Below are 20,051 nucleotides of genomic sequence, written 5' to 3' on the forward strand. Positions count from 1 at the left end.
GTTTTGCCAAAGACCTTTTGCATAGTCAAAGGGTCTTTCCTTTATTCAGAATAAATTCGGTTCGGGAGGAATAAAGATGAAAATATGTATTTTTGCGGGGTCCCGTAAAGGAACGAACCCCGAGTATGAAAAAAAGGCCGGTGAACTCGGCAGGCTGCTCGCCAGACAGGGAATCACGGTCGTCTACGGAGGGTCGAGTGCGGGATTGATGGGTGCTCTCGCTAACGGTGCGCTGTTGGAGGGCGGTGAAGTGATCGGCGTCATGCCCCGCCAGCTCGACGGCATCGAAGTGTCCCACACGAAACTGACGCAGCTCATCCAGGTGGAGACGATGCATGAGCGGAAAGCGAAAATGGCCGAACTCGCGGACGGCTATATCGCCCTTCCCGGAGGTTTCGGTACGCTTGAAGAACTGACGGAGACGATTACGTGGGCGCAGATAGGTATCCACCATAAGCCGGTCGGACTGCTGAACGCGGCAGGTTACTACACCCCCTTTATGACGATGGTGGAACATGCTGTAGAATCCGGATTTGTGGACCTTGAACATGCGAACCGTCTGAAGCTGGAAGAAGACCCCGCCGACCTTGTAAATGCTTTGTGGGAAGTAAAGAAATGATACCCGCTATTGCCGACAGCGACAAGCTATGGTAAGATAGGTTTCGTCCTCAGGCATTGGCGCCTGTCATTCCCGCGGCTCGGTAGCTCAGTCGGTAGAGCAACGGACTGAAAATCCGTGTGTCGGCGGTTCGATTCCGTCCCGAGCCACTCCAGACGAAGTACTCTGATATTAATCAGGGTACTTTTTTTATAAAAAAATTCAGGCAGAAGCAGAAATCGTTACCTCCGGGGGTACGATTCTCCTCCGGAGGTAACGATTATCGCGTAATCATTACGTTCGGAAGTACGCAGGAGGCGTGAAAGTAACGATTCCTCTATTATCGTGCCCTTCGTGAAGACTGCAACCTCCCGATCGGCACAAACACCGTCAACGACCATCTTTTTCACAAGTACCGGCTCCTTTTTCTTTCATCAAAAAAGGACAAGATAAAAAAAATGAGTTAGAATAGATAAGGAGCACGAAAGTTCAGAAGAAAGGGAAGTGAACGTACATGGCTCACAAAATATTAGTAGTAGATGATGAAAAACCGATTGCGGATATACTGAAATTCAACCTGGAGAAAGAAGGCTACCAGGTCGTTTGTGCCCACGACGGGGACGAGGCGATCGCGAGCGCCAAAGAGGAAGATCCCGATCTTGTTCTTCTGGACATTATGCTTCCGGAAAAAGATGGGAACGAAGTGTGCCGGGAGATCCGGAAGACGCACGCCATGCCGATTATTATGCTTACGGCGAAAGATGCCGAAATCGACAAAGTACTCGGCCTTGAAATGGGTGCGGATGATTACGTTACGAAACCGTTCAGCAACCGCGAACTCATCGCACGTGTAAAAGCGAACCTTCGCCGCCAGCAGCATGACCCGGAAGAAGGGGTGCAGCGTACCAAGGAAATCGAAATCGGCCGTCTCAGTATCCAGCCGGATGCCTACACGGTCAAAAGGGACGGGAACTATATTGAGCTGACTCACCGTGAGTTCGAACTTCTTTATTACCTGGCCCGCCATACGGGACAGGTGATGACCAGGGAACATCTGCTGGAGACGGTGTGGGGGTATGACTATTACGGAGACGTCCGGACAGTCGACGTAACTGTCAGACGCCTTCGTGAAAAAATCGAGGAGAATCCGAGCACTCCGGCCTGGATCGTTACCAGACGCGGTGTCGGTTATTATTTAAGAAATCCCGAACAGGAGTAGGCGTGTATGAGTAAGGTTGGTTTTTTTCAGTCGGTCCGGCTGAAGCTGATTATTGTATACATCCTGCTTATTCTGCTCGGTCTTCAGGTGATCGGTGCCTATTTCGTCGATCGGCTGGAAGCACAGCTGGAGAATAACTTTACGGAGTCTGTGGAAAGCCGGCTGGACGCTCTGGCTTTCAACATTCAGCAGGCCTTCGAAGAGGACAGGACTGAAGAGGATCCGTCTCTTGAGAGCGACGTCCAGAGCATTCTGAATTCGTTCAACGAAGGGTACGTACGGAATGAAATCAGACAGCTGCAGGTAATAGAGGAAGGGTCGAACGTCGTTATCGCCGCCTACGCAAGCGGAGATGCGACCCCTCAGGCGAACGTCGGGAAAAAGACTACAAATCCGGACGTTCTTTCTGCATTCCTTCTTCAGGACCAGTCGAGCCCGGAGACACGGGTCGATTCCGAGACGGGGCAGAGGCTGTGGGTCGGAACGCGTACCATTACGAATGACGTGGACGAAACGGTGGCGGCCATTTATTTTGAAGCGGACATGAGTCCGGTGTATGAAGAGCTTCAGGATATCAATACGATTTTCGCAAACGGAACAGTCATTTCCATTATCGTTACGGCGATACTCGGAATAATCGTAGCCGGTACGATTACGAAGCCGCTCATCGAGATGCGAAGACAGGCGCAGATTATGGCGACCGGGGACTTTTCCCAGAAAGTGAACGTCCACGGAAACGACGAAATCGGCCAGCTCGGCCACACGTTCAACGACCTGAACGACAAACTGAAGATCTCTCAGGCGACGACGGAAGGCGAACGGCGAAAGCTCAGTTCCGTCCTTTCCCACATGTCGGACGGGGTGATCGCCACGGACCGTTTAGGTATTATCACACTGATGAACGCTCCCGCCTCGCACCTGATCGGCCAACGCTTTGAGCAGGTGCAGGGGAAACCGCTGATCGACGTCCTCGGCCTCGAGGACCAGGTGTCGAGTGCGAAGGAGATGGAAGACCTCGATTCCGTGATCGTCGATATGAGTACGAATGATCAGCACCTGCTGCTGAAAGCCAACTTCTCCGTCGTTCAAGACGAACATTACGAAATGAACGGGTTCATCACCGTTATCAGTGACGTAACTGAACAGCAGCGTGCCGATCAGGAACGGAGGGAATTCGTCTCCAACGTCTCCCACGAACTGCGTACGCCGCTCACGACGATGCGCAGCTATCTGGAAGCACTCAATGACGGTGCCTGGCGGGACGAGGAGATCGCTCCGAGATTCCTCGACGTGACGCAGAACGAAACCGACCGGATGATCCGGCTCGTCAACGATCTGCTGCAGCTGACGAAGATGGACCATAAGGAATCGAGTTTTTATAAAGAAAAAGTGGAGTTCGTATCTTTCCTTGAACAGATCATCGAACGTTTCGAGATGAACAAGAGGGAAGATATCCAGTTTTCAAAACAGCTGCCGTCTGACAATGTGTACGTGTGGCTGGATAAGGACAAAGTGACGCAGGTGCTCGATAACGTCATCTCCAACGCCACGAAGTACTCACCGGAAGGCGGTACGATCCACTTCGCCGTGAAGCGGGTGCGGCAGAAACTGCAGGTAAGCATTAAAGATGAAGGGCTCGGGATGCCGGCCCACACGGTAGAGAAAATATTCGACCGGTTTTATAGGGTCGACAAAGCAAGATCCCGGGAAATCGGCGGTACCGGTCTCGGTCTCGCTATTGCCCGGGAAATAATCGAAGCTCACCACGGGGAAATATGGGCGGAAAGTCAGGAAGGTAAAGGTACGACGGTATTCTTCACGCTCCCGCTCATGCGCCAGAAGCGGAGGGGAAATAAATGAGCCGAGAGGCGATTAAAACTATCATTTTAATTATTCTGGTCGCTTTCAGTCTGCTTTTGACCCTTGCACTCTGGAATTATCAGCCGAACCTTGAGACCGTGGACCAGGGAGACGGACTGATTGAGGAAACGGACATCGGAGGGACGGAGAAGAACGTAAGGAAACTCCTCACCCCTGAGCAGATCATTCAACACGACGACGGGACTCATTATGGATACAAAAACCCGGAATACATTGAAGAAGCCTACAGGCGGATGCAGTACTGGACACTTTTCAATATAAGCGTGGCCGAAGCGGAGATTCCGGAGGAAGAGGGGAGCCTTGAAATCATTTTCCCTTCCACGCTCAGTTCGGAATCGGTACGGAACATTTTCCCTATTGAAAATCAGGACGTGACTCTCCCCTCTTTATCCTTCGACCGGGCCTTCGTCCAGTGGAGAGGCGGCGAAGCGGAAATAAGGTTTCTTACGCCGGAGGGCGGACAGATGCTCCAGGCTTCAGTTCGTCCGGGGGACATGACCGCGATAATGCAGGAGATAGATGAGGCCTCTATGTGGGAAGAGCACACAATGTTCCAACAGGACGAAGACCGGCGCATTTACTTGCCGGCTGAGCGCAAAGAAGTACCGAAGGACGTCGTGGTGACGGAGACTCTTCCGTCGAAACCGCTAAAAAACGTACTGTTCGAAGATCCGAGTGTCGTCAAACAGTTCCCTCTTTCCGGAGGCGACCTGCGTCACTCGGACGGGCTGAGCCGGATGGACCTGATCGCCGGGCAGAAAAAGATGCATTACCTGAACCTGGTTACGGAAAATTCGAGCCAGTCGACCTCGGCGTTCAATCCGGAGGAAGTGCTGCAGGAAAGCGTCTCCTTCGTCAACAACCATTACGGGTTCACAGACCCGTACCGCGTCCGGAATGTACGTTCCGCATACGGCGATGTCAGTTTCGATATGTACTACAACAACCGGCCGATTCATAAAGACAGCGAGAATTTCACAGGTATGAATGTCCGGTTCGAGGAAGGTATCCTGCAGGAGTACACGCGTCCCATGGTTTCCATCAACCCTTATCAGGCGGAGGCTGATGATTCGGGTGAAAATCAGGTAAGTACGCTTGCTTCCGGTAAGACCGTGGAAACGGTCATCATCGATTCACCGAAATACGATAAAGGGGAAATCACCGATATCGAAATAGGGTATAAACTTGTGTCCCAGGGCGGAGGGTTCAGCAATTATTACGATCTGATCCCGGCCTGGTTCATCCGGGTCAACGATGAATGGAAAGAGCTCAAGGATGTGGATACGACCGTCCGGAGAGGGGGAGGAGTGTAATGCAGTGGGGACAGATTAAGACCATCTTCATTATCAGTTTTCTTCTTCTCGATTTTTTCCTTCTGATGCAGCTGTGGGCGAACCGCGAGAACGATGTCATTCAGGAACAGACGGATACGACACTCGAAGAAGAGCTTGAAGTGCAGAACATCGATATCTCGAACGTACCTTCCGAGGTGCCGAACGTCACTTTCCTGAATGCTGCGCCGAAAGGTTTTTCCGAGCAGGAGCTGGACAGTCTTCAGGGAAAAGAGAACCAGAACGTGGAAGTGTACAACGACCGTCTCATCATAGCGACGTTCGAGGAACCGGTGGACATAGATAAAGAGAACATCCAAGAGAGCATATCGGATATCATTCCTATCAGCAATCTCTATTCGTACTGGGGATGGAACGAAGATGAAACGACCGCCCTGTTTTTTCAGAAGATGAATAACCGGACGATTTACTACAGTCAGGGCGCCCTACTGATGATCCGCACCGAGGACGGAAAAATAACGGGATATACGGCGACGCTTCTTGAGCAGGTGGAAGGGGAGTCGGAGGAAATCCAGCAGGACCTGATTCCGCCGATGGATATCGTCTCCCTCCTTTACAACAACGGATATTTGCAGGAAAATGATACAATTGAAGATATGAAAGTCGGATACTACTCTCTCGTCAACCTGAATGCGGGAGAAGAGTACGGAGAGCAGGTCTTCGCCCCTACGTGGAGAGTGAGGATCGGGGAAGAATTTTATTTCGTCCACGCGACGAACGGTCAGGTTCTTACCAACGATGAAGGAGATTTCATCGAATCGACGATCAAAGCTTACGACAATCAGCTGAGCTCGGGCACGCCTGAGCCGGTACAGCCATCAGAAGAGGAGACGGAGGAATAAATGAGTCTACGATTTAGTGTTCTAGCTTCAGGCAGTACGGGAAATGCGTTTTATATCGAATCGGGCGAAGAAAAGATTCTCGTGGATGCAGGTCTTTCCGGTAAGAAGATCGAAAACCTGCTTCATCAGGTACACGTCGATCCGAAAGACCTTTCCCGGATTCTTGTCACTCACGAACATAGTGATCACATCAAAGGTCTCGGGATTATGGCGCGTCGCTACAAGCTTCCCATCCACGCCAACGAGAAGACGTGGGAAGCGATGGAAGGCCAGATCGGGAAAGTGCCGCTGGATCAGAAGTTCCACTTTCCGAGGGAGAGTGTGCAGACGTTCGGAGGCATCGACGTCGAGTCGTTCGCCGTCTCCCACGATGCGGCCGACCCGATGTTTTTCACCTTCCACCAGGACGGGAAGAAAGCAGCTCTCGTCACGGACCTCGGCTACGTCTCGGAAAGAATCAAGAAAACGGTTGAGAAAGCGGATGCCTATATTTTTGAAGCGAACCATGACGTACACATGCTGCGGATGGGGCGCTATCCGTGGAGTGTGAAGCGGCGCATACTTGGGGACGTCGGCCACGTCTCCAACGAAGATTCGGCGCTTGCGCTCACCGATATCATCGACGACAATACGAAACGTATTTATCTGGCTCACTTAAGTCTTGATAACAATATGATCGACCTTGCGAACATGTCGGTATCCAACATTTTGAAAGAAAGAGGATTTGAAGTCGGGTCACGGCTCGAAGTGCACGATACTTTTCCCGAAAAACCGACATCCATGTATGATGTATAACCGGGCAGGGTAAGAAAAAAGAGACAGGACAAAACAATAAAAGAAAGAGGGTGACGATGCATGGGCTACTATGACGAACATTCCTCGAAGAAGCGGGAAAAGAAGAGACGGTGGGCCGTTCCTACCGTGGTAGGTCTTGTACTTGGAGCAGTACTGGTGCTGCTGGCTCTGCCGGCACTCGTACAGACGGAAATGCTTCCCTACGACATAACGATTCCGGAAGATGAGAGCGGCCTGACCGAAGGGGAACAGGGACTCACCGGAAACACGACGAAAACCGTAGACGTAGACGTTAATACACAGATCACGGAGATAGTGGACAAAGTAAGACCGGCTGTCGTGGGCGTGGTGAATATGCAGTCGCGGACGAACTTCTGGGACCAGCCCTCGGACCCTCAGCAGGCAGGAATCGGTTCCGGTGTCATCTACAAAAAACAGGACGGCACAGCTTACGTAGTGACTAACCATCACGTGGTGGAAGGAGCTTCGGAACTTGAAGTCGTACTGGCGGACGAGACGAGGGTCAAGGCTGAAATCGTCGGCAGTGACATATTTACGGACCTCGCCGTCCTGGAAATGTCAGGGGAGAACGTGGAACATACGATTGAACTCGGAAACTCGGATAATCTGAAAGCCGGAGAGCCGGCTGTCGCTATCGGGAACCCGCTCAGTCTGAACTTCTCCGGTTCCGTAACGAAAGGCATCATCAGCGGCACGCAGCGGGCGATACCGCAGGATCTGAACGGAGACGGCGTGGAAGACTGGCAGGCGGAAGTCATCCAGACCGACGCCGCGATCAACCCGGGTAACAGCGGCGGAGCGCTCATCAACATCGAAGGGCAGCTCGTCGGCATCAACTCGATGAAAATCGCCCGTTCTGCTGTCGAAGGTATCGGGTTTGCGATACCGATCAGCGCAGCCAGACCGATTATGGAAGAGCTTGAGAAGAATGGCGAAGTGAGCCGCGCCTTCCTCGGCGTGGAAGCGTACGGTCTGAACGAAGTGCCATCCTCGGAATGGCAGAGTACCCTCGGGCTGCCGGAAGATGTCAAGGGCGGTCTGTACATCCGCAGCGTAAGTGAAGGGTCTCCGGCCATCAAAGCCGGCCTTGAAGCGATGGACGTCATTACGAAACTCGACGGAAACAAAGTGACCGATATCATCGAGCTAAGGCAGTATCTCTACCGGGAAAAAGGTCCGGGCGATGAGATGGAAGTAACGTATTACCGGGACGGTGAAAAGGACACGACGACCGTGACACTGGCCTCCCAGGAATAAACTATCGTAATTGGAAAAAAGCGTGTGTATGTGGATAACATACATGCGTTTTTTTATAAAAAATAATATCCACAGCGTGTGTATAAAACTCTGGATAACTTCCATATATAGTAGGGAACATAAGGTCTGATACGATATACAACAACATGTGAGTGTGAATTTGTGGATAACCTGTTGATAGTTCTGTATAACTTGTGCACAGAATGATGTTCACACAGGCTGTGCATAACTCTGTGGACAAATGTGAGTAACTTGTACCGTTATTTTTCATTTTGCAAATCCGCTTACACCCGGCTATCTTTTTTTATTGTAAAAAATGCCGGTTTTTTCACGGAAATTTACGCCTTTTTCTTCCGGTTTTAAAAAATTATCAAAGATAAGGAGAGGAGGAACAAAACGTGCGGAAAAAGTTCCTGATGTGGTCGGCGATCATCTACACGACATATGCGCTCGGCGTACTGCTTTACCTGGTCGTCTTGAGCGACCCCGGGGTACCCGGAGACGTACAGGGGAGTGCGTCTGACCCTTCCACCTTCTTAAAGGCGGGGGAGAGGGAGGAGATACAGGAGTACGCCACGTACCGGCACCTGTTGTATCTGCTGACGCTGCCGGTGGAATGGCTGATTTATACAGGGCTTCTCGTCTTCGGCCTTGCCCGTGCGCTTAAGAAAGCGGCGCTCTATAAACTCCCGCTCTATGTGTTCTTCCTGTCCGGACTGGTGTGGGTGCTCACTCTTCCGATCAGTTACATGGGAAGACGTCTCTCACTTTCGTACGATGTCTCCGTCGAGCCGCTATCAAAGTGGCTTCAGGATCATCTTATCAGCTTCTCGCTCGATACGTTGATGATGATTATAGCCGCTCTCGTGCTCTACCGGCTCATACGCATATCGGCGGAGAGGTGGTGGCTGTACGCCTGGCTTCTCCTCGTACCGTTTCTCACCTTTTTCATGTATATCCAGCCGGTACTTATCGATCCTCTGTACAACGAATTCGACCGTCTCTCGGATGCTCAGCTGGAAGACAGTATTCTGTCACTCGCCGACGGGTCGGGCGTGCCGGCGGACCGCGTATACGTCGTGGATAAATCGGAGGAGACGAACGCACTGAACGCCTACGTTAACGGTATTGGAGATAATTTGCGGATTGTGCTGTGGGATACGACGCTTCGGAGTCTGGAGGAGGAGGAAGTGCTGTTCATTATGGCGCACGAAATCGGCCACTACGTGAAGAACCATTTGCTGAAGTCATTGTTCGGCGTGCTTGCCGGCAGCTTCGTCGGTCTTTACCTTCTGTACCGGCTGCTGCCCGTCATTCTTCACAGATTCGGGAGGGCGTTCAGGATAAAGGGGGTGGGAGACATCGCTTCCCTGCCGCTTATCCTTCTGCTCGTTTCTATACTGTCCTTCGTCGCCCAGCCGGTGGGGATGGCGGTATCACGCCAGGCGGAACAGACCGCCGATGAGTATGCGCTCGAAGTGACCGGCAACCCGGACGCAGCCATTGGAGCTTTTCATGAAATGATCCGCCACGGCAAGTCCGACGTTCATCCGCCCACTCTCATTAAATATCTGCGCTACGGTCACCCGACGATGTTCGAGAGGATAAAAAAGGCGGAGGAGTAGCAACCGTTTCGTTACGGACGGGAGAGGGAAAGAGGATATAAGGACAACATAAAGGGAGGATTTGGACATGAGTACTATTCAGACCTTATTTTTAAACGGATCGCTGAAAGATTCCAACGATGACTCCAACACACACGTTCTGTTCAACGAAGTAGCTGAAATTATGGAAAAAGAAGGGGCTTCTGTCGAAGAGATTCGTCTCGCCGACTACGACATCAAATTCGGTATGGCCCCTGATATGGGGAACGGCGACGAATGGCCGAAAATCTTTGATAAAGTGAAGAAAGCCGACATCGTCATTATGGGCACGCCGATTTGGATCGGCGAAAAAAGCAGTGTCACCACGATGGCAATGGAGCGACTTTACGCATCAAGCGGAGAGACGCAGGACAACGGTCAGTCCATCTACTACAACAAAGTCGGCGGTGCCGTCGTAACAGGGAACGAAGACGGCGCGAAGCATGCGTCCGCCTCCCTTCTGTACGGCCTCTCCCACATCGGCTTCACCGTACCGCCGAACGTGGACGCCTACTGGGTCGGAGAAGCGGGTCCGGGACCATCCTACATGGAAACGGACAAGGACAACGAGTTCACGAAATCCCACGTGAAAATGCTCGCATACAACACACTTCACCTTGCCCGCATTTTGAAAAACACGCCGATCCCTCCGGAAGGGAACACGATGGAATAACAAGAAGGAGTCTGGGACAAAACCAGTAAATATTAGTAAAAAAGGGCGTCCCTTCCAATGACTTTCATTGCAAGGGACGCCCTTTCTCTATGGATGTTTCTGTACGTTTATACACAAAAAGAGATCCCTCTGCTATAATTAAAGCACCACACAATAACCAAGGAGGGATCCCTTATGTTTACTTATTATAACATGAATCAAGTGGTTTTGCCTTTAGATTTTGAAATGAAATTGCAGGAAAATGATATTGCCTACACGGTACACGAGATGGTCGAACAGATTCCTGAGGAAGCCTTTGACGGCTTCGCTCGTGACACCGGTTGCCCCTCTTATCACCCCAAAATGATGATGAAAATCATCCTCTGCGCTTACACCCAGTCCGTTTTTTCCGGTCGGAAAATCGAAGCGCTCCTCAAAGACAGCGTCCGCATGATGTGGCTCGCTCAAGGCTACGAACCGAGCTATCGCACCATCAATCGATTCCGAGTGAATCCTCTTACAAAAGAACTTCTTCGCCAGTGCTTCGTACAGTTTCGCTGTCAGCTTGTCCAGGAAGACGTCATTGATGATGAAGCTGTGTTTATCGACGGCACAAAACTGGAAGCGAACGCCAATAAATTCACCTTCGTCTGGCGACGAATGAGTGAACGATACAGTGATCAGCTTATCGAGAAGTCCAACCGTTTCTATGAGGAACTCCTCGACAAAGAGATCATTCCGGGCATTGAACGCGAGAGTGCTGATGAACTCACGACCGAGGAACTTCAAACCATCACGGAACAGGTGGATGAAACGGTAGCTTCTTATGACCAGAAGATTGAAGAAAGTACGGATACACAGGAACGGAAGAGGCTTCGTTCCGAACGGAAAGAACCGAAGCAGTACCGGAAGCAGTTCCAGGACATGATCACCCGTAAAGAGAAGTATCAGAAAGATATGGAGATCTTCAGGGGACGTAATAGTTATTCGAAGACGGATCATGATGCGACATTCATGCGTATGAAGGATGACTATATGCGTAACGGACAGCTCAAACCTGGATATAACCTGCAACTCGCTACCGAAGGACAGTACTCGCTCGCTTATCAAGTATTCCCGAATCCGACGGATACCCGTACGCTCATTCCGTTTCTCGATCATATTGAAAATCATTTTTTTGATCTTCCTGCCTACATCGTCGGAGATGCCGGATATGGAAGTGAACCGAACTACGAAGACGTACGTTTCCAACGGGAACGAACGCCACTCATCACTTACAATACCTACCGGAAAGAGAAGAAGAAGAAATACAAAGAAGATCCCTTCAACGTGGCGAACTGGCCGTATGATAAAGAAACGGATACCTTTACGTGTCCGGCTGGTCAGGCATTGAGATACCAGTACGATTCCCGGCGGACAGATCGGCATGGCTATACGCGCTTCTTCAAGGTCTACGAGTGTGACGACTGTACCGGCTGCCCGTTGCGAGCTTCCTGTACGAAAGCGAAAGAGGGGAATAATCGAAAGATTTATTATAACGAGACGTGGGAAGATCACAAGTCCTATATGAGAGAAAAGCTTTCGGAACCAGAAACGAAGGACATCTACAAACAACGTAAAGTGGATGTAGAACCAGTTTTTGGATTCCTGAAAGCTTGTTTGTGTTTCCGACGTTTCTCCGTGCGCGGCACGGAAAACGTGGAAAATGAATTAGGATTTGCGCTGATGGCGGTGAACCTCCGGAAATACAACGCCACCATCGCAAATTCTGCCTCTGGAGACTGGAAAGACCGATATCGAAAAAGCTCCGATCATCTTTTTACGATGATCGGAGTTTTTTTACTACGAGTCCGAGTTAGTTATGTCCCAGACTCTTTTCATTACAGTTACAGAGTATGAGCGGGGGGACAACGGATGGAAAAAAATAATCCCCGCCGATAAGGCGGGGAATTGTTTATACAGCGTTCGTTTCGATTTCCACGTCCATGTTACCGCGGGTCGCCTTGGAGTAAGGGCAGAGCTTATGAGCTTTAGAGACAAGTTCTTCCGCCTCTTCCTGGGTGACGCCTTTTACTTCTACGTGAAGTTTCGCAGAGAGACCAAGGCCATCCGATTGTTTGCCGATACTCACTTCGGAGGAAACGCGGGAACTGATTTCTTTTTTAGCCTGGGAAGCTGCGAGCTGCAGGGCGCTGTCGAAACAGGCTGCATAGCCGGCTGCGAACAGTTCCTCCGGATTAGTCGCTCCTTCTTTATCTTCTCCGCCCAGGGAGGAAGGCATGGCGAGATCGAGATCCAGCGTGTTACTGTCCGTTTTGACGTTCCCTTCACGTCCGCCTTCTGCTGTTGCTTTTGCTGTGTAAAGGATTTTACTCATTGTTTATCCGCTCCTTTGTGTTATTTTAATTGTGCACAATTAAATAGTACACAATTGATTAGCGGATGACAAGTTATATGCATGAGGGATCGGAAAGGCTTTGCTATAATGGCTATAGGAGGAATGAATGATGGCCGAAGACAAAATGAAACTCGAAAACCAGATATGCTTTTCTTTATATGCGACGACCCGTGAAATGACGAAATTGTATCGACCGCTGCTTGCCGACCTGGATATAACGTATCCGCAATACCTGGTACTGCTCGCTTTATGGGAAAGCAGCCCGCTCAGCGTGAAAGAACTGGGAGGACGTCTGTACCTTGATTCCGGAACGCTGACCCCGATGCTGAAACGAATGGAAAAAGTGGGCCTCATCGAACGCTACCGTTCCAGGGAAGACGAACGCAAAGTACTGATAGGGCTGACAAAAGAAGGGCGGGACGCAGAACAGAAAGCTGCGTGTATCCCCGATCTGTTACTTGAAAATATTGATATAAATGAAGAAGAAATCCTTCAGCTCCAGCACACATTACAACGTATGCTGGAAGGGGCAAGAGAGAAAGGGGAAGGTCTATGAAAGTGTCGGTCATCAGCGTCGGAAAGCTGAAAGAGAAATACCTGAAGCAGGGGATCGACGAGTACGCGAAGCGGCTCGGCCCGTATGCGAAAACGGAAATCATAGAAGTCGCGGACGAGAAAGCCCCGGAGAATTTAAGTGAGGCCGAGATGGAGGAAGTGAAGCAGAAAGAAGGAGAAAGGATTCTTGCAAAAGTCCCAAAGGATGCCTACGTCATCACGCTTGAAATCGAAGGCAAACAGCTGACCTCGGAACAGCTCGCCTCTCGTTTCGACAACCTCATGACCTACGGCTCCAGCAAAATCGTATTCATCATCGGCGGCTCCCTCGGCATCAGCAGTCAGGTGCAGGAACGCAGCGACTACGCTCTGTCTTTCTCGAAGATGACGTTCCCTCACCAGATGATGCGCCTGATGCTGCTGGAGCAGGTATATCGGGCGTTTAAGATTTTGAAGAATGAACCGTATCATAAGTGATTTAATAGAAGGACTTAAGCAGTTTTCACTTAAAATACAAAAAAATGATTATTTTAAAATATTTTCATAGCTTCATAGAAAGATTATAGATAGGAAAAAATATTTAGTGTTTAGACTTGGATAACAAGAAAACACATACTATTTTTTCCTTTTTTATTGTGTTACTTCAGAACTATCTATAAAATAAAAATTAAGTATAAAAAAAGTAAGAGTAGGTGACTTCAACGTGGAAGTTAAACTGTTTCAGAGAACACAACGTGATTTAGCAGCGTCTATTAATCTAGTAATCGATAAATACTGGGAAGATTCTATTAGTGAAGAAGACATGGTTAAATTGATTAATAAATTGTACATAAATAATGAAGAGAAATTTAAGAAAAATGGAAGTTACACAACAGTACTTCGTCAACAGTGTGGGAAAAGAAGGTTGTCTGTTGTCAGTAAAGTCCTCCAATCAAAGGAAGTATTATAAGAGAATCTAGTGGCTTAGGGAGTTGTAGAAAATGCAAAAAGTATTAGACAACAAAAGTTTGGGATTGATCGGGGATACGTTAAAAGAAGATATTCGTTCAAATTCTAAATTAACTATTATGTCAGCTTACTTCTCCATCTATGCTTTTCAAGAGCTAAAAAAGCAATTGTTAAAAGTGGATAGTGTGAAATTGTTATTTACCGAACCTACATTTACAAATACAAAAGAGAAATCAGAAATGCAAATGTTTAGAGAAAAGGGTATTGCAGGATTTGAAGATGAAGCTAAGTTTAGAAATCAACTTAACCAACATAAAATTGCAAAAGAATGCGCAGAATGGTTGAGAGAAAAAGTCGAAGTCAAATCAATGAAGCACAGTTCTCCAATGAGTATGATAAACATTTTAAACCCAAGACATAATGACGTGAATTTATTTGGAAGTACTCATTTTACAAGTGGTTACTTAGGTTTCACTTATTCTAACGTACCTACTGCCGCCAACTACACAAATGATAATGTAGCGACCGAACAATACGTTAACTTATTTGAATCTCACTGGAGTGATCCGGTGCATTTAAAAGACGTGAAAGAAAGCCTATTAAAACACCTAGAAGTATTACATAAAGATCATTCTCCAGAATTCATATACTTTGTAACGCTATATCATATATTCAAAGATTATTTAGACGAGCTTGATGAAGAGGCGATTGTTAAGTCGAAAACCGGCTTCCAGGATACGTCAATATGGAACAAGCTTTATAAATTTCAGCGCGATGGCGTACTTGGAGCTATCGATAAATTGGAAAAATATAATGGTTGTATCATTGCAGATAGTGTTGGACTTGGGAAAACCTTTGAAGCACTAGCTGTCATCAAATATTACGAACTAAGAAATGATAGAGTGCTCGTCCTAAGCCCGAAGAAATTACGGGAGAACTGGACAATTTATACACAAAACGATAAGAGAAATCTTTTGGCTGATGATCGTTTCAATTATGATGTATTGAATCATACTGATCTGAGTAGGTATCAAGGCATGTCTGCGGATATCAATTTGGAAACGGTGAATTGGAGCAATTATGATTTAATCGTTATAGATGAATCTCATAACTTCCGTAATAATGAAGCACGGAAAGACAGAGAAACAAGATATCAACGTTTGATGAACAAAGTTATAAAATCAGGGGTTAAAACAAAAGTTTTAATGCTTTCTGCAACACCATTGAATAATAGAATGAATGACCTCAAAAACCAAATGGCATTTATCACTGAAGGTAAGGATGATGCTTTGGAGAAGGCAGGTATTAGTAGTGTTGAATCATCATTGAGAAAAGCACAAGTGGCTTTTAATAAGTGGCTTAAGTTAGGTGATGAGGAACGAAATACCGATAAACTATTGGAGATGCTAAATACAGACTATTTTAAGTTATTAGATTCTCTGACAATAGCAAGATCTAGAAAGCATTTAGAAAAATATTATGACCTTAAAAAGATTGGAAAGTTTCCGAAACGACTAAAACCAATAAACATTTATCCGCCAATTGATAATAAAAATGAATTTCCATCGATGGAGCAAGTAAATAAGCTGATTAACAGATTGAATCTCAGTGCATATGCACCTTTAAGATACTTACTACCAGAAAAAAGAGTTGAGTATAGCAAGAAATATGACACTGTAGTAAAAGGTTCTACCATATTAACTCAAGCAGATAGAGAAAACAGTCTTATTCATTTAATGAGAGTTAATTTACTTAAAAGAATGGAAAGTTCAATTCATTCATTCGGTTTAACGGTTTCTAAGCTATTGCAATCAATTGATAACTTATTAGATAAACTTGAGCATTACAAAGATTATTCAGATCAATCAATGTCTATTTCTGATATCGATTTAGAAGATGATGAATTTGAAGATATGTTGATAGGTGCAAAAGTAAAAGTTCTTATCCAAGACCTAGACCGTATCAAGTGGAAACAAGCCCTAGAAGATGACAAAGAGAATCTTGAAGAAATTTTAAGAGAGGCATTCAAGGTTCAACCTTATCGGGATGAAAAGCTACAAGAATTGAAAACACTCATTCAAGATAAAGTAAACAATCCTATAAATAATAACAATAAGAAAGTTATCGTATTTACAGCATTTGCAGATACCGCTAAATATCTATATGACAATATTGCGGATTGGTCAAATTCGAACCTTAATGTCCACTCAGCTATTGTTACAGGATCTGGGCAAAATAAGTCGAATATGAAAGGTGTGAGAGCGAAAGACATAAACGGTGTCTTAACGCATTTTTCACCTAACTCGAAAAATAGAGATACCTTATATCCAGATGCGAAAGATGAGATTGATATTCTCATTGCCACTGACTGCATCTCAGAAGGGCAAAACCTTCAGGATTGTGATTATTTAATAAACTATGATATTCATTGGAACCCTGTACGAATTGTCCAACGTTTCGGACGAATTGATCGTCTAGGTTCTACTAATGACCAAATACAGTTGGTTAATTTCTGGCCAAATATAGAATTGGACGAGTATATTAATTTGGAAGCTCGTGTCACTGGCAGAATGGCCTTGATGGATGTTTCTGCTACGGGAGAGGAAAATGTTATCGAGGGAAAAAGCGATAAAATGAATGATTTAGAGTATCGTCGAAAACAGTTGTTTCAATTACAGGATGAAGTTATTGACTTAGAAAAAATGTCTGGTGGTTTATCTATAACAGATTTAACTTTAAACGACTTTAAAATGGATTTAGTTTCATATATGGAAGAGAATAAGGAACTGATAGAACAAACGCCAGCAGGATTACACGCTTTAGCTAAGATTAATTCAAATGAGATTGATGGTATAGATCCAGGAATCATATTCTGTTTACGTCAAATTAAAGGCGAAAAGGATATTAAAGAACAAAGTGCTTTGGAACCATACTTTCTAGTCTACATTACAGAGGATCGAAGGATTGAATTTAGTCATGTAAAAAGCAAGCAAATCCTTGATTTATACAGACACCTGTCTTTAGGAAAGAACCATGTTCACGATAATCTAGTTGATTTATTTAAAGATGAAACAGATGATTATGAAGATATGGAAAAGTATCAAGCCATGTTAACAAGTGCTATTAATTTTATTGTTGGCAAAAATGAAGAAATGGGAATGGCTTCATTATTTAGTATTGGAGAATCCAGCTTATCGAATGATTCTTTCCAAAAAGCAGATGACTTTGAACTCATATCGTATCTTGTAGTTAAGTAGGTGAGAGAATGAGAAAGGAATTGATTGAAAAACTGCAAATGCCTAAAAGGACTGTGTTGAACCGAAACATACCTAAAAAGCAGTTTTATGAACAGGCTGAATTATCCAATAAAGAGAAAGAGCTTATAAAAGATGATATAGAAAGCGTTTACTTACTATCAATTTGTCGTCAGGATACATTGAATGTACCTAAATATGTGGATGAAGATCTACATTACGAGGAGATTTATTGGGTATTTGTATCACTTAAATCAACGAAACATTTTGAAAAAGTGTGTAAGACGATACATCGTGCATTTCCGAATCCAGTGGTTCTGGTTTGTTCTAATGCAGGACAAGATATTGCGGTTAGCACTGGACATAAACGATTGAATCAAAACGTTTCTAGTAAATCTGTGGTAGAAGAATTAAGCTTATCACCTTTTATTGATCCATATAGTCATGATGAAGGTACAGCCAGGTTTATTGAAAGATTAAATTTCCGATCACTTTCGCATCAAAATTTATATATATTCTATGAAGATATATCTAAAGCAACTGAGGCTAGTCAAATTATAAGTATTATAGGAAGTTACCCTAGAAGTGAACAAAGCCTTTTGGATTCCACAAGGGTTATCAAAGAAATTAATTTAAATTTAAAAGAATTGTTGCGATTGAAAAAAGAACATAATGACCAAACAGATTTTGGTGAAAAAATGAATATTTATATGAATATTAAACAAGTAGAAGCAAAAAAAGAGCAGTTGCTTAATCAATTGAAGGAGTTGTGTTAAGTGGAAAAACTAGACGGAAAAACATTTGATATTGTTAATGAAAACATAGAAAAATTAAAAGATATATTTCCAGATGTTGTAACTGATGGGAAGGTTGATTTTATAAAATTACAACAAAATTTGGGGAACTACATTGAAAAGTCAAAAGAACGTTACGATTTTACTTGGAATGGTAAATCAAAAGCCATACAATTAGCTCAAAAACAAACCTCTGGAACACTAAGACCTAATAAAAAGGAAAGTGTGAACTGGAATTCAACAAACAATTTGTATATTGAAGGAGACAATCTTGAAGTTTTAAAAATTCTTCAAAATTCTTATAGAAATAAAGTGAAAGCTGTTTACATTGATCCGCCTTATAATACTGGCAAAGATTTTGTGTACCAAGATGACTTTCGTGACAATGTAAAAAGCTATAAATATAGGCTACAAGAAAATTATAAGTCTAACGCTGAAACTAATGGGAGATTCCATACTGATTGGTTGAACATGATGTATTCAAGGTTGAAAGTTGCTCGAAACTTAATATCTAATGATGGAGTTATTTTTATTAGTATAGATGAAGTGGAATTCCCTAAGTTGAGGATGATTTGTGATGAGATTTTTGGAGAAATAAACCATATAGCAGATTTCGTTTGGAAGAACAAAACTGGGGGAGGTAATGATTCCAAGCATATTGCGGTTGAGCATGAGTATGTAGTTATGTATGCAAAAAATGAGGTTTCATTACACAGTATATTCGAACCATATAAACCAGAATACCTTAAAAGATATAACCAAGAGGATGAAATAGGGAAATTCTATTGGGATACTTTCAAAAGAAAATCCGGAAAACAATATTATCCTATTGAGTGTCCCGATGGTACAATTCTTGAATTTGATGATTTAGGTAATCCTATAAGCTGGTTACGGTCTGAGAAAAGGTTTTTAGAAGATAAGAAAAACGGGGAAATTAAATTTGTTAAAACATCTAATGGATGGTCAGTTCATTTTAAACAACGTTTACCGGAGGGCAAAAAACCTAGAACAGTGTTTTTAGAAGAGTCAATTTTTAAAAATAAGGGGAACACGAGCGATGGTAGTGAAGAGATATTAGATTTATTTAAGAAAAATGTTTTTCAAAACCCAAAACCTATAAATCTTGTGAAACATTTAATATCTTTTAGCCTTGAAAAAGATGATATTATACTAGATTTTTTCGCTGGTTCTGCGACTTCAGCTCAAGCAGTAATGGAATTAAATGTTGAGGATAACGGTAAGAGAAGATATATATTAGTTCAGCTTCCAGAAGAAATTGATCCGACAAATACTGAGAATCAGCCTGCTGTAGAGTACCTTGAACAAAACCACAAAAAAAAGAACATATCTGAAATAAGTAAAGAAAGAATTCGGTTAGGGATAGAAGAAATCAAACACACTAAAGAAAAAGATCTAAAAGATATGGATTTAGGTTTTAAAGTTTTCGAGTTAGATGAAACAAACTTGTACACATGGGATAGTGTTGAGGAGAACATTGAGCAAAACCTTTTAGATTTAGTGGATCCATTGAAAAAAGGCAGAAATCAAGAAGATGTCGTATATGAGATATTGCTTAAATATGGAGTAGATTTGACAGTACCTATTGAAGATACAATGATTTCGGGTAATAAAGTCTATGATGTTGGTATGGGGTATTTGCTTATTTGTCTTGAAAAAAAACTAAAATTAAATGTTGTTGAAGAAATAGCAAAGAAAAAACCCACAAGAGTTGTTTTTTATGACGAAGGATTTAAAGATGATACTGTGCGAATAAATGCTCAGCAAGTTTTAAAACAATATGGGGTAGAGGATATTCGTGTTATTTAAAAGGAGGTGGAGTGA

The 20,051-nt window shown here is 44.9% G+C and carries 17 protein-coding genes and 1 tRNA gene; 17 read left to right on the forward strand and 1 reads right to left on the reverse strand.

From position 1 onward, the window contains the following. The first annotated feature begins 76 nt into the window (after nucleotides 1-76). The 11 genes from AAV35_RS00215 to AAV35_RS00265 all read left to right on the forward strand — a co-directional run bounded on the left by AAV35_RS00215 (nucleotide 77) and on the right by AAV35_RS00265 (nucleotide 12,159). Complete coding sequence (locus AAV35_RS00215) at nucleotides 77-619, forward strand: LOG family protein (RefSeq protein WP_008590359.1); 543 nt, start codon at nucleotides 77-79, stop codon at nucleotides 617-619. Between the two features lie 76 nt (nucleotides 620-695). Beyond that, nucleotides 696-768 (forward strand) — tRNA-Phe (locus tag AAV35_RS00220). A 344-nt stretch (nucleotides 769-1,112) separates the two neighbouring features. After that, nucleotides 1,113-1,817 (forward strand): response regulator YycF, encoded by a 705-nt coding sequence (gene yycF, locus AAV35_RS00225; protein WP_008590362.1) that lies wholly within the window; start codon nucleotides 1,113-1,115, stop codon nucleotides 1,815-1,817. Nucleotides 1,818-1,823: 6 nt separating this feature from the next. Next, nucleotides 1,824-3,677: a cell wall metabolism sensor histidine kinase WalK gene (gene walK, locus AAV35_RS00230; RefSeq protein ID WP_008590363.1), complete on the forward strand. Its 1,854-nt coding sequence runs from the start codon at nucleotides 1,824-1,826 to the stop codon at nucleotides 3,675-3,677. Continuing rightward, on the forward strand, nucleotides 3,674-5,011 hold the full coding sequence (locus tag AAV35_RS00235; RefSeq protein WP_008590364.1) for a YycH family regulatory protein: 1,338 nt from the start codon (nucleotides 3,674-3,676) through the stop codon (nucleotides 5,009-5,011). The genes walK and AAV35_RS00235 overlap by 4 nt, the downstream gene beginning before the upstream one ends. Further along, nucleotides 5,011-5,892, forward strand: coding sequence for a two-component system regulatory protein YycI (locus AAV35_RS00240; protein WP_008590365.1), 882 nt, complete (start codon nucleotides 5,011-5,013; stop codon nucleotides 5,890-5,892). Before AAV35_RS00235 ends, AAV35_RS00240 begins: the two co-directional genes overlap by 1 nt. After that, on the forward strand, nucleotides 5,893-6,687 hold the full coding sequence (locus AAV35_RS00245) for an MBL fold metallo-hydrolase (RefSeq protein WP_008590366.1): 795 nt from the start codon (nucleotides 5,893-5,895) through the stop codon (nucleotides 6,685-6,687). Between the two features lie 60 nt (nucleotides 6,688-6,747). Further along, entirely contained in the window at nucleotides 6,748-7,965 is a 1,218-nt protein-coding gene (locus tag AAV35_RS00250) for a S1C family serine protease (protein WP_008590367.1), read from the forward strand. A 398-nt stretch (nucleotides 7,966-8,363) separates the two neighbouring features. Then, the gene (locus AAV35_RS00255; RefSeq protein ID WP_008590368.1) at nucleotides 8,364-9,590 is read left to right on the forward strand and encodes a M48 family metallopeptidase; all 1,227 of its coding nucleotides are present in this window, start codon (nucleotides 8,364-8,366) and stop codon (nucleotides 9,588-9,590) included. 67 nt (nucleotides 9,591-9,657) lie between these two features. Beyond that, nucleotides 9,658-10,281, forward strand: a complete 624-nt coding sequence (locus AAV35_RS00260) for a flavodoxin family protein (protein WP_008590369.1) — start codon at nucleotides 9,658-9,660, stop codon at nucleotides 10,279-10,281. A gap of 174 nt (nucleotides 10,282-10,455) precedes the next feature. Beyond that, complete coding sequence (locus AAV35_RS00265; protein ID WP_065757322.1) at nucleotides 10,456-12,159, forward strand: IS1182 family transposase; 1,704 nt, start codon at nucleotides 10,456-10,458, stop codon at nucleotides 12,157-12,159. Nucleotides 12,160-12,214: 55 nt separating this feature from the next. Here AAV35_RS00265 and AAV35_RS00270 read toward each other — a convergent pair whose 3' ends face one another. Further along, nucleotides 12,215-12,637, reverse strand: coding sequence for an organic hydroperoxide resistance protein (locus AAV35_RS00270; protein WP_008591963.1), 423 nt, complete (start codon nucleotides 12,635-12,637; stop codon nucleotides 12,215-12,217). Between the two features lie 130 nt (nucleotides 12,638-12,767). Between AAV35_RS00270 and AAV35_RS00275 the strand changes: the two genes are divergently transcribed. The 6 genes from AAV35_RS00275 to AAV35_RS00300 all read left to right on the forward strand — a co-directional run bounded on the left by AAV35_RS00275 (nucleotide 12,768) and on the right by AAV35_RS00300 (nucleotide 20,036). Beyond that, entirely contained in the window at nucleotides 12,768-13,214 is a 447-nt protein-coding gene (locus tag AAV35_RS00275) for a MarR family winged helix-turn-helix transcriptional regulator (protein ID WP_008591967.1), read from the forward strand. Continuing rightward, nucleotides 13,211-13,690 (forward strand): 23S rRNA (pseudouridine(1915)-N(3))-methyltransferase RlmH, encoded by a 480-nt coding sequence (gene rlmH, locus AAV35_RS00280; RefSeq protein WP_008591968.1) that lies wholly within the window; start codon nucleotides 13,211-13,213, stop codon nucleotides 13,688-13,690. Before AAV35_RS00275 ends, rlmH begins: the two co-directional genes overlap by 4 nt. Before the next feature lie 226 nt (nucleotides 13,691-13,916). After that, nucleotides 13,917-14,162, forward strand: coding sequence for a TIGR04540 family protein (locus AAV35_RS00285; protein WP_008591970.1), 246 nt, complete (start codon nucleotides 13,917-13,919; stop codon nucleotides 14,160-14,162). A gap of 31 nt (nucleotides 14,163-14,193) precedes the next feature. Then, nucleotides 14,194-17,418 (forward strand): helicase-related protein, encoded by a 3,225-nt coding sequence (locus tag AAV35_RS00290; RefSeq protein WP_008591972.1) that lies wholly within the window; start codon nucleotides 14,194-14,196, stop codon nucleotides 17,416-17,418. A 20-nt stretch (nucleotides 17,419-17,438) separates the two neighbouring features. After that, complete coding sequence (locus AAV35_RS00295; RefSeq protein ID WP_169819449.1) at nucleotides 17,439-18,191, forward strand: DUF4391 domain-containing protein; 753 nt, start codon at nucleotides 17,439-17,441, stop codon at nucleotides 18,189-18,191. Beyond that, nucleotides 18,192-20,036, forward strand: coding sequence for a site-specific DNA-methyltransferase (locus AAV35_RS00300; protein ID WP_008591977.1), 1,845 nt, complete (start codon nucleotides 18,192-18,194; stop codon nucleotides 20,034-20,036). The last annotated feature ends 15 nt before the right edge of the window (nucleotides 20,037-20,051 follow it).

Source organism: Salimicrobium jeotgali (assembly GCF_001685435.2).
Taxonomy (GTDB): domain Bacteria; phylum Bacillota; class Bacilli; order Bacillales; family Halobacillaceae; genus Salimicrobium; species Salimicrobium album.

What these genes read in the sequence shown, in the direction of transcription:
- yycF (WP_008590362.1), top strand. Translation starts at nt 1,113, where the DNA reads ATGGCTCACAAAATATTAGTAGTAGATGATGAAAAACCGATTGCGGAT.
- AAV35_RS00240 (WP_008590365.1), top strand. Translation starts at nt 5,011, where the DNA reads ATGCAGTGGGGACAGATTAAGACCATCTTCATTATCAGTTTTCTTCTT.
- AAV35_RS00245 (WP_008590366.1), top strand. Translation starts at nt 5,893, where the DNA reads ATGAGTCTACGATTTAGTGTTCTAGCTTCAGGCAGTACGGGAAATGCG.
- AAV35_RS00260 (WP_008590369.1), top strand. Translation starts at nt 9,658, where the DNA reads ATGAGTACTATTCAGACCTTATTTTTAAACGGATCGCTGAAAGATTCC.
- AAV35_RS00290 (WP_008591972.1), top strand. Translation starts at nt 14,194, where the DNA reads ATGCAAAAAGTATTAGACAACAAAAGTTTGGGATTGATCGGGGATACG.
- rlmH (WP_008591968.1), top strand. Translation starts at nt 13,211, where the DNA reads ATGAAAGTGTCGGTCATCAGCGTCGGAAAGCTGAAAGAGAAATACCTG.
- walK (WP_008590363.1), top strand. Translation starts at nt 1,824, where the DNA reads ATGAGTAAGGTTGGTTTTTTTCAGTCGGTCCGGCTGAAGCTGATTATT.
- AAV35_RS00275 (WP_008591967.1), top strand. Translation starts at nt 12,768, where the DNA reads ATGGCCGAAGACAAAATGAAACTCGAAAACCAGATATGCTTTTCTTTA.
- AAV35_RS00250 (WP_008590367.1), top strand. Translation starts at nt 6,748, where the DNA reads ATGGGCTACTATGACGAACATTCCTCGAAGAAGCGGGAAAAGAAGAGA.
- AAV35_RS00265 (WP_065757322.1), top strand. Translation starts at nt 10,456, where the DNA reads ATGTTTACTTATTATAACATGAATCAAGTGGTTTTGCCTTTAGATTTT.
- AAV35_RS00235 (WP_008590364.1), top strand. Translation starts at nt 3,674, where the DNA reads ATGAGCCGAGAGGCGATTAAAACTATCATTTTAATTATTCTGGTCGCT.
- AAV35_RS00215 (WP_008590359.1), top strand. Translation starts at nt 77, where the DNA reads ATGAAAATATGTATTTTTGCGGGGTCCCGTAAAGGAACGAACCCCGAG.
- AAV35_RS00270 (WP_008591963.1), bottom strand. Translation starts at nt 12,637, where the DNA reads ATGAGTAAAATCCTTTACACAGCAAAAGCAACAGCAGAAGGCGGACGT.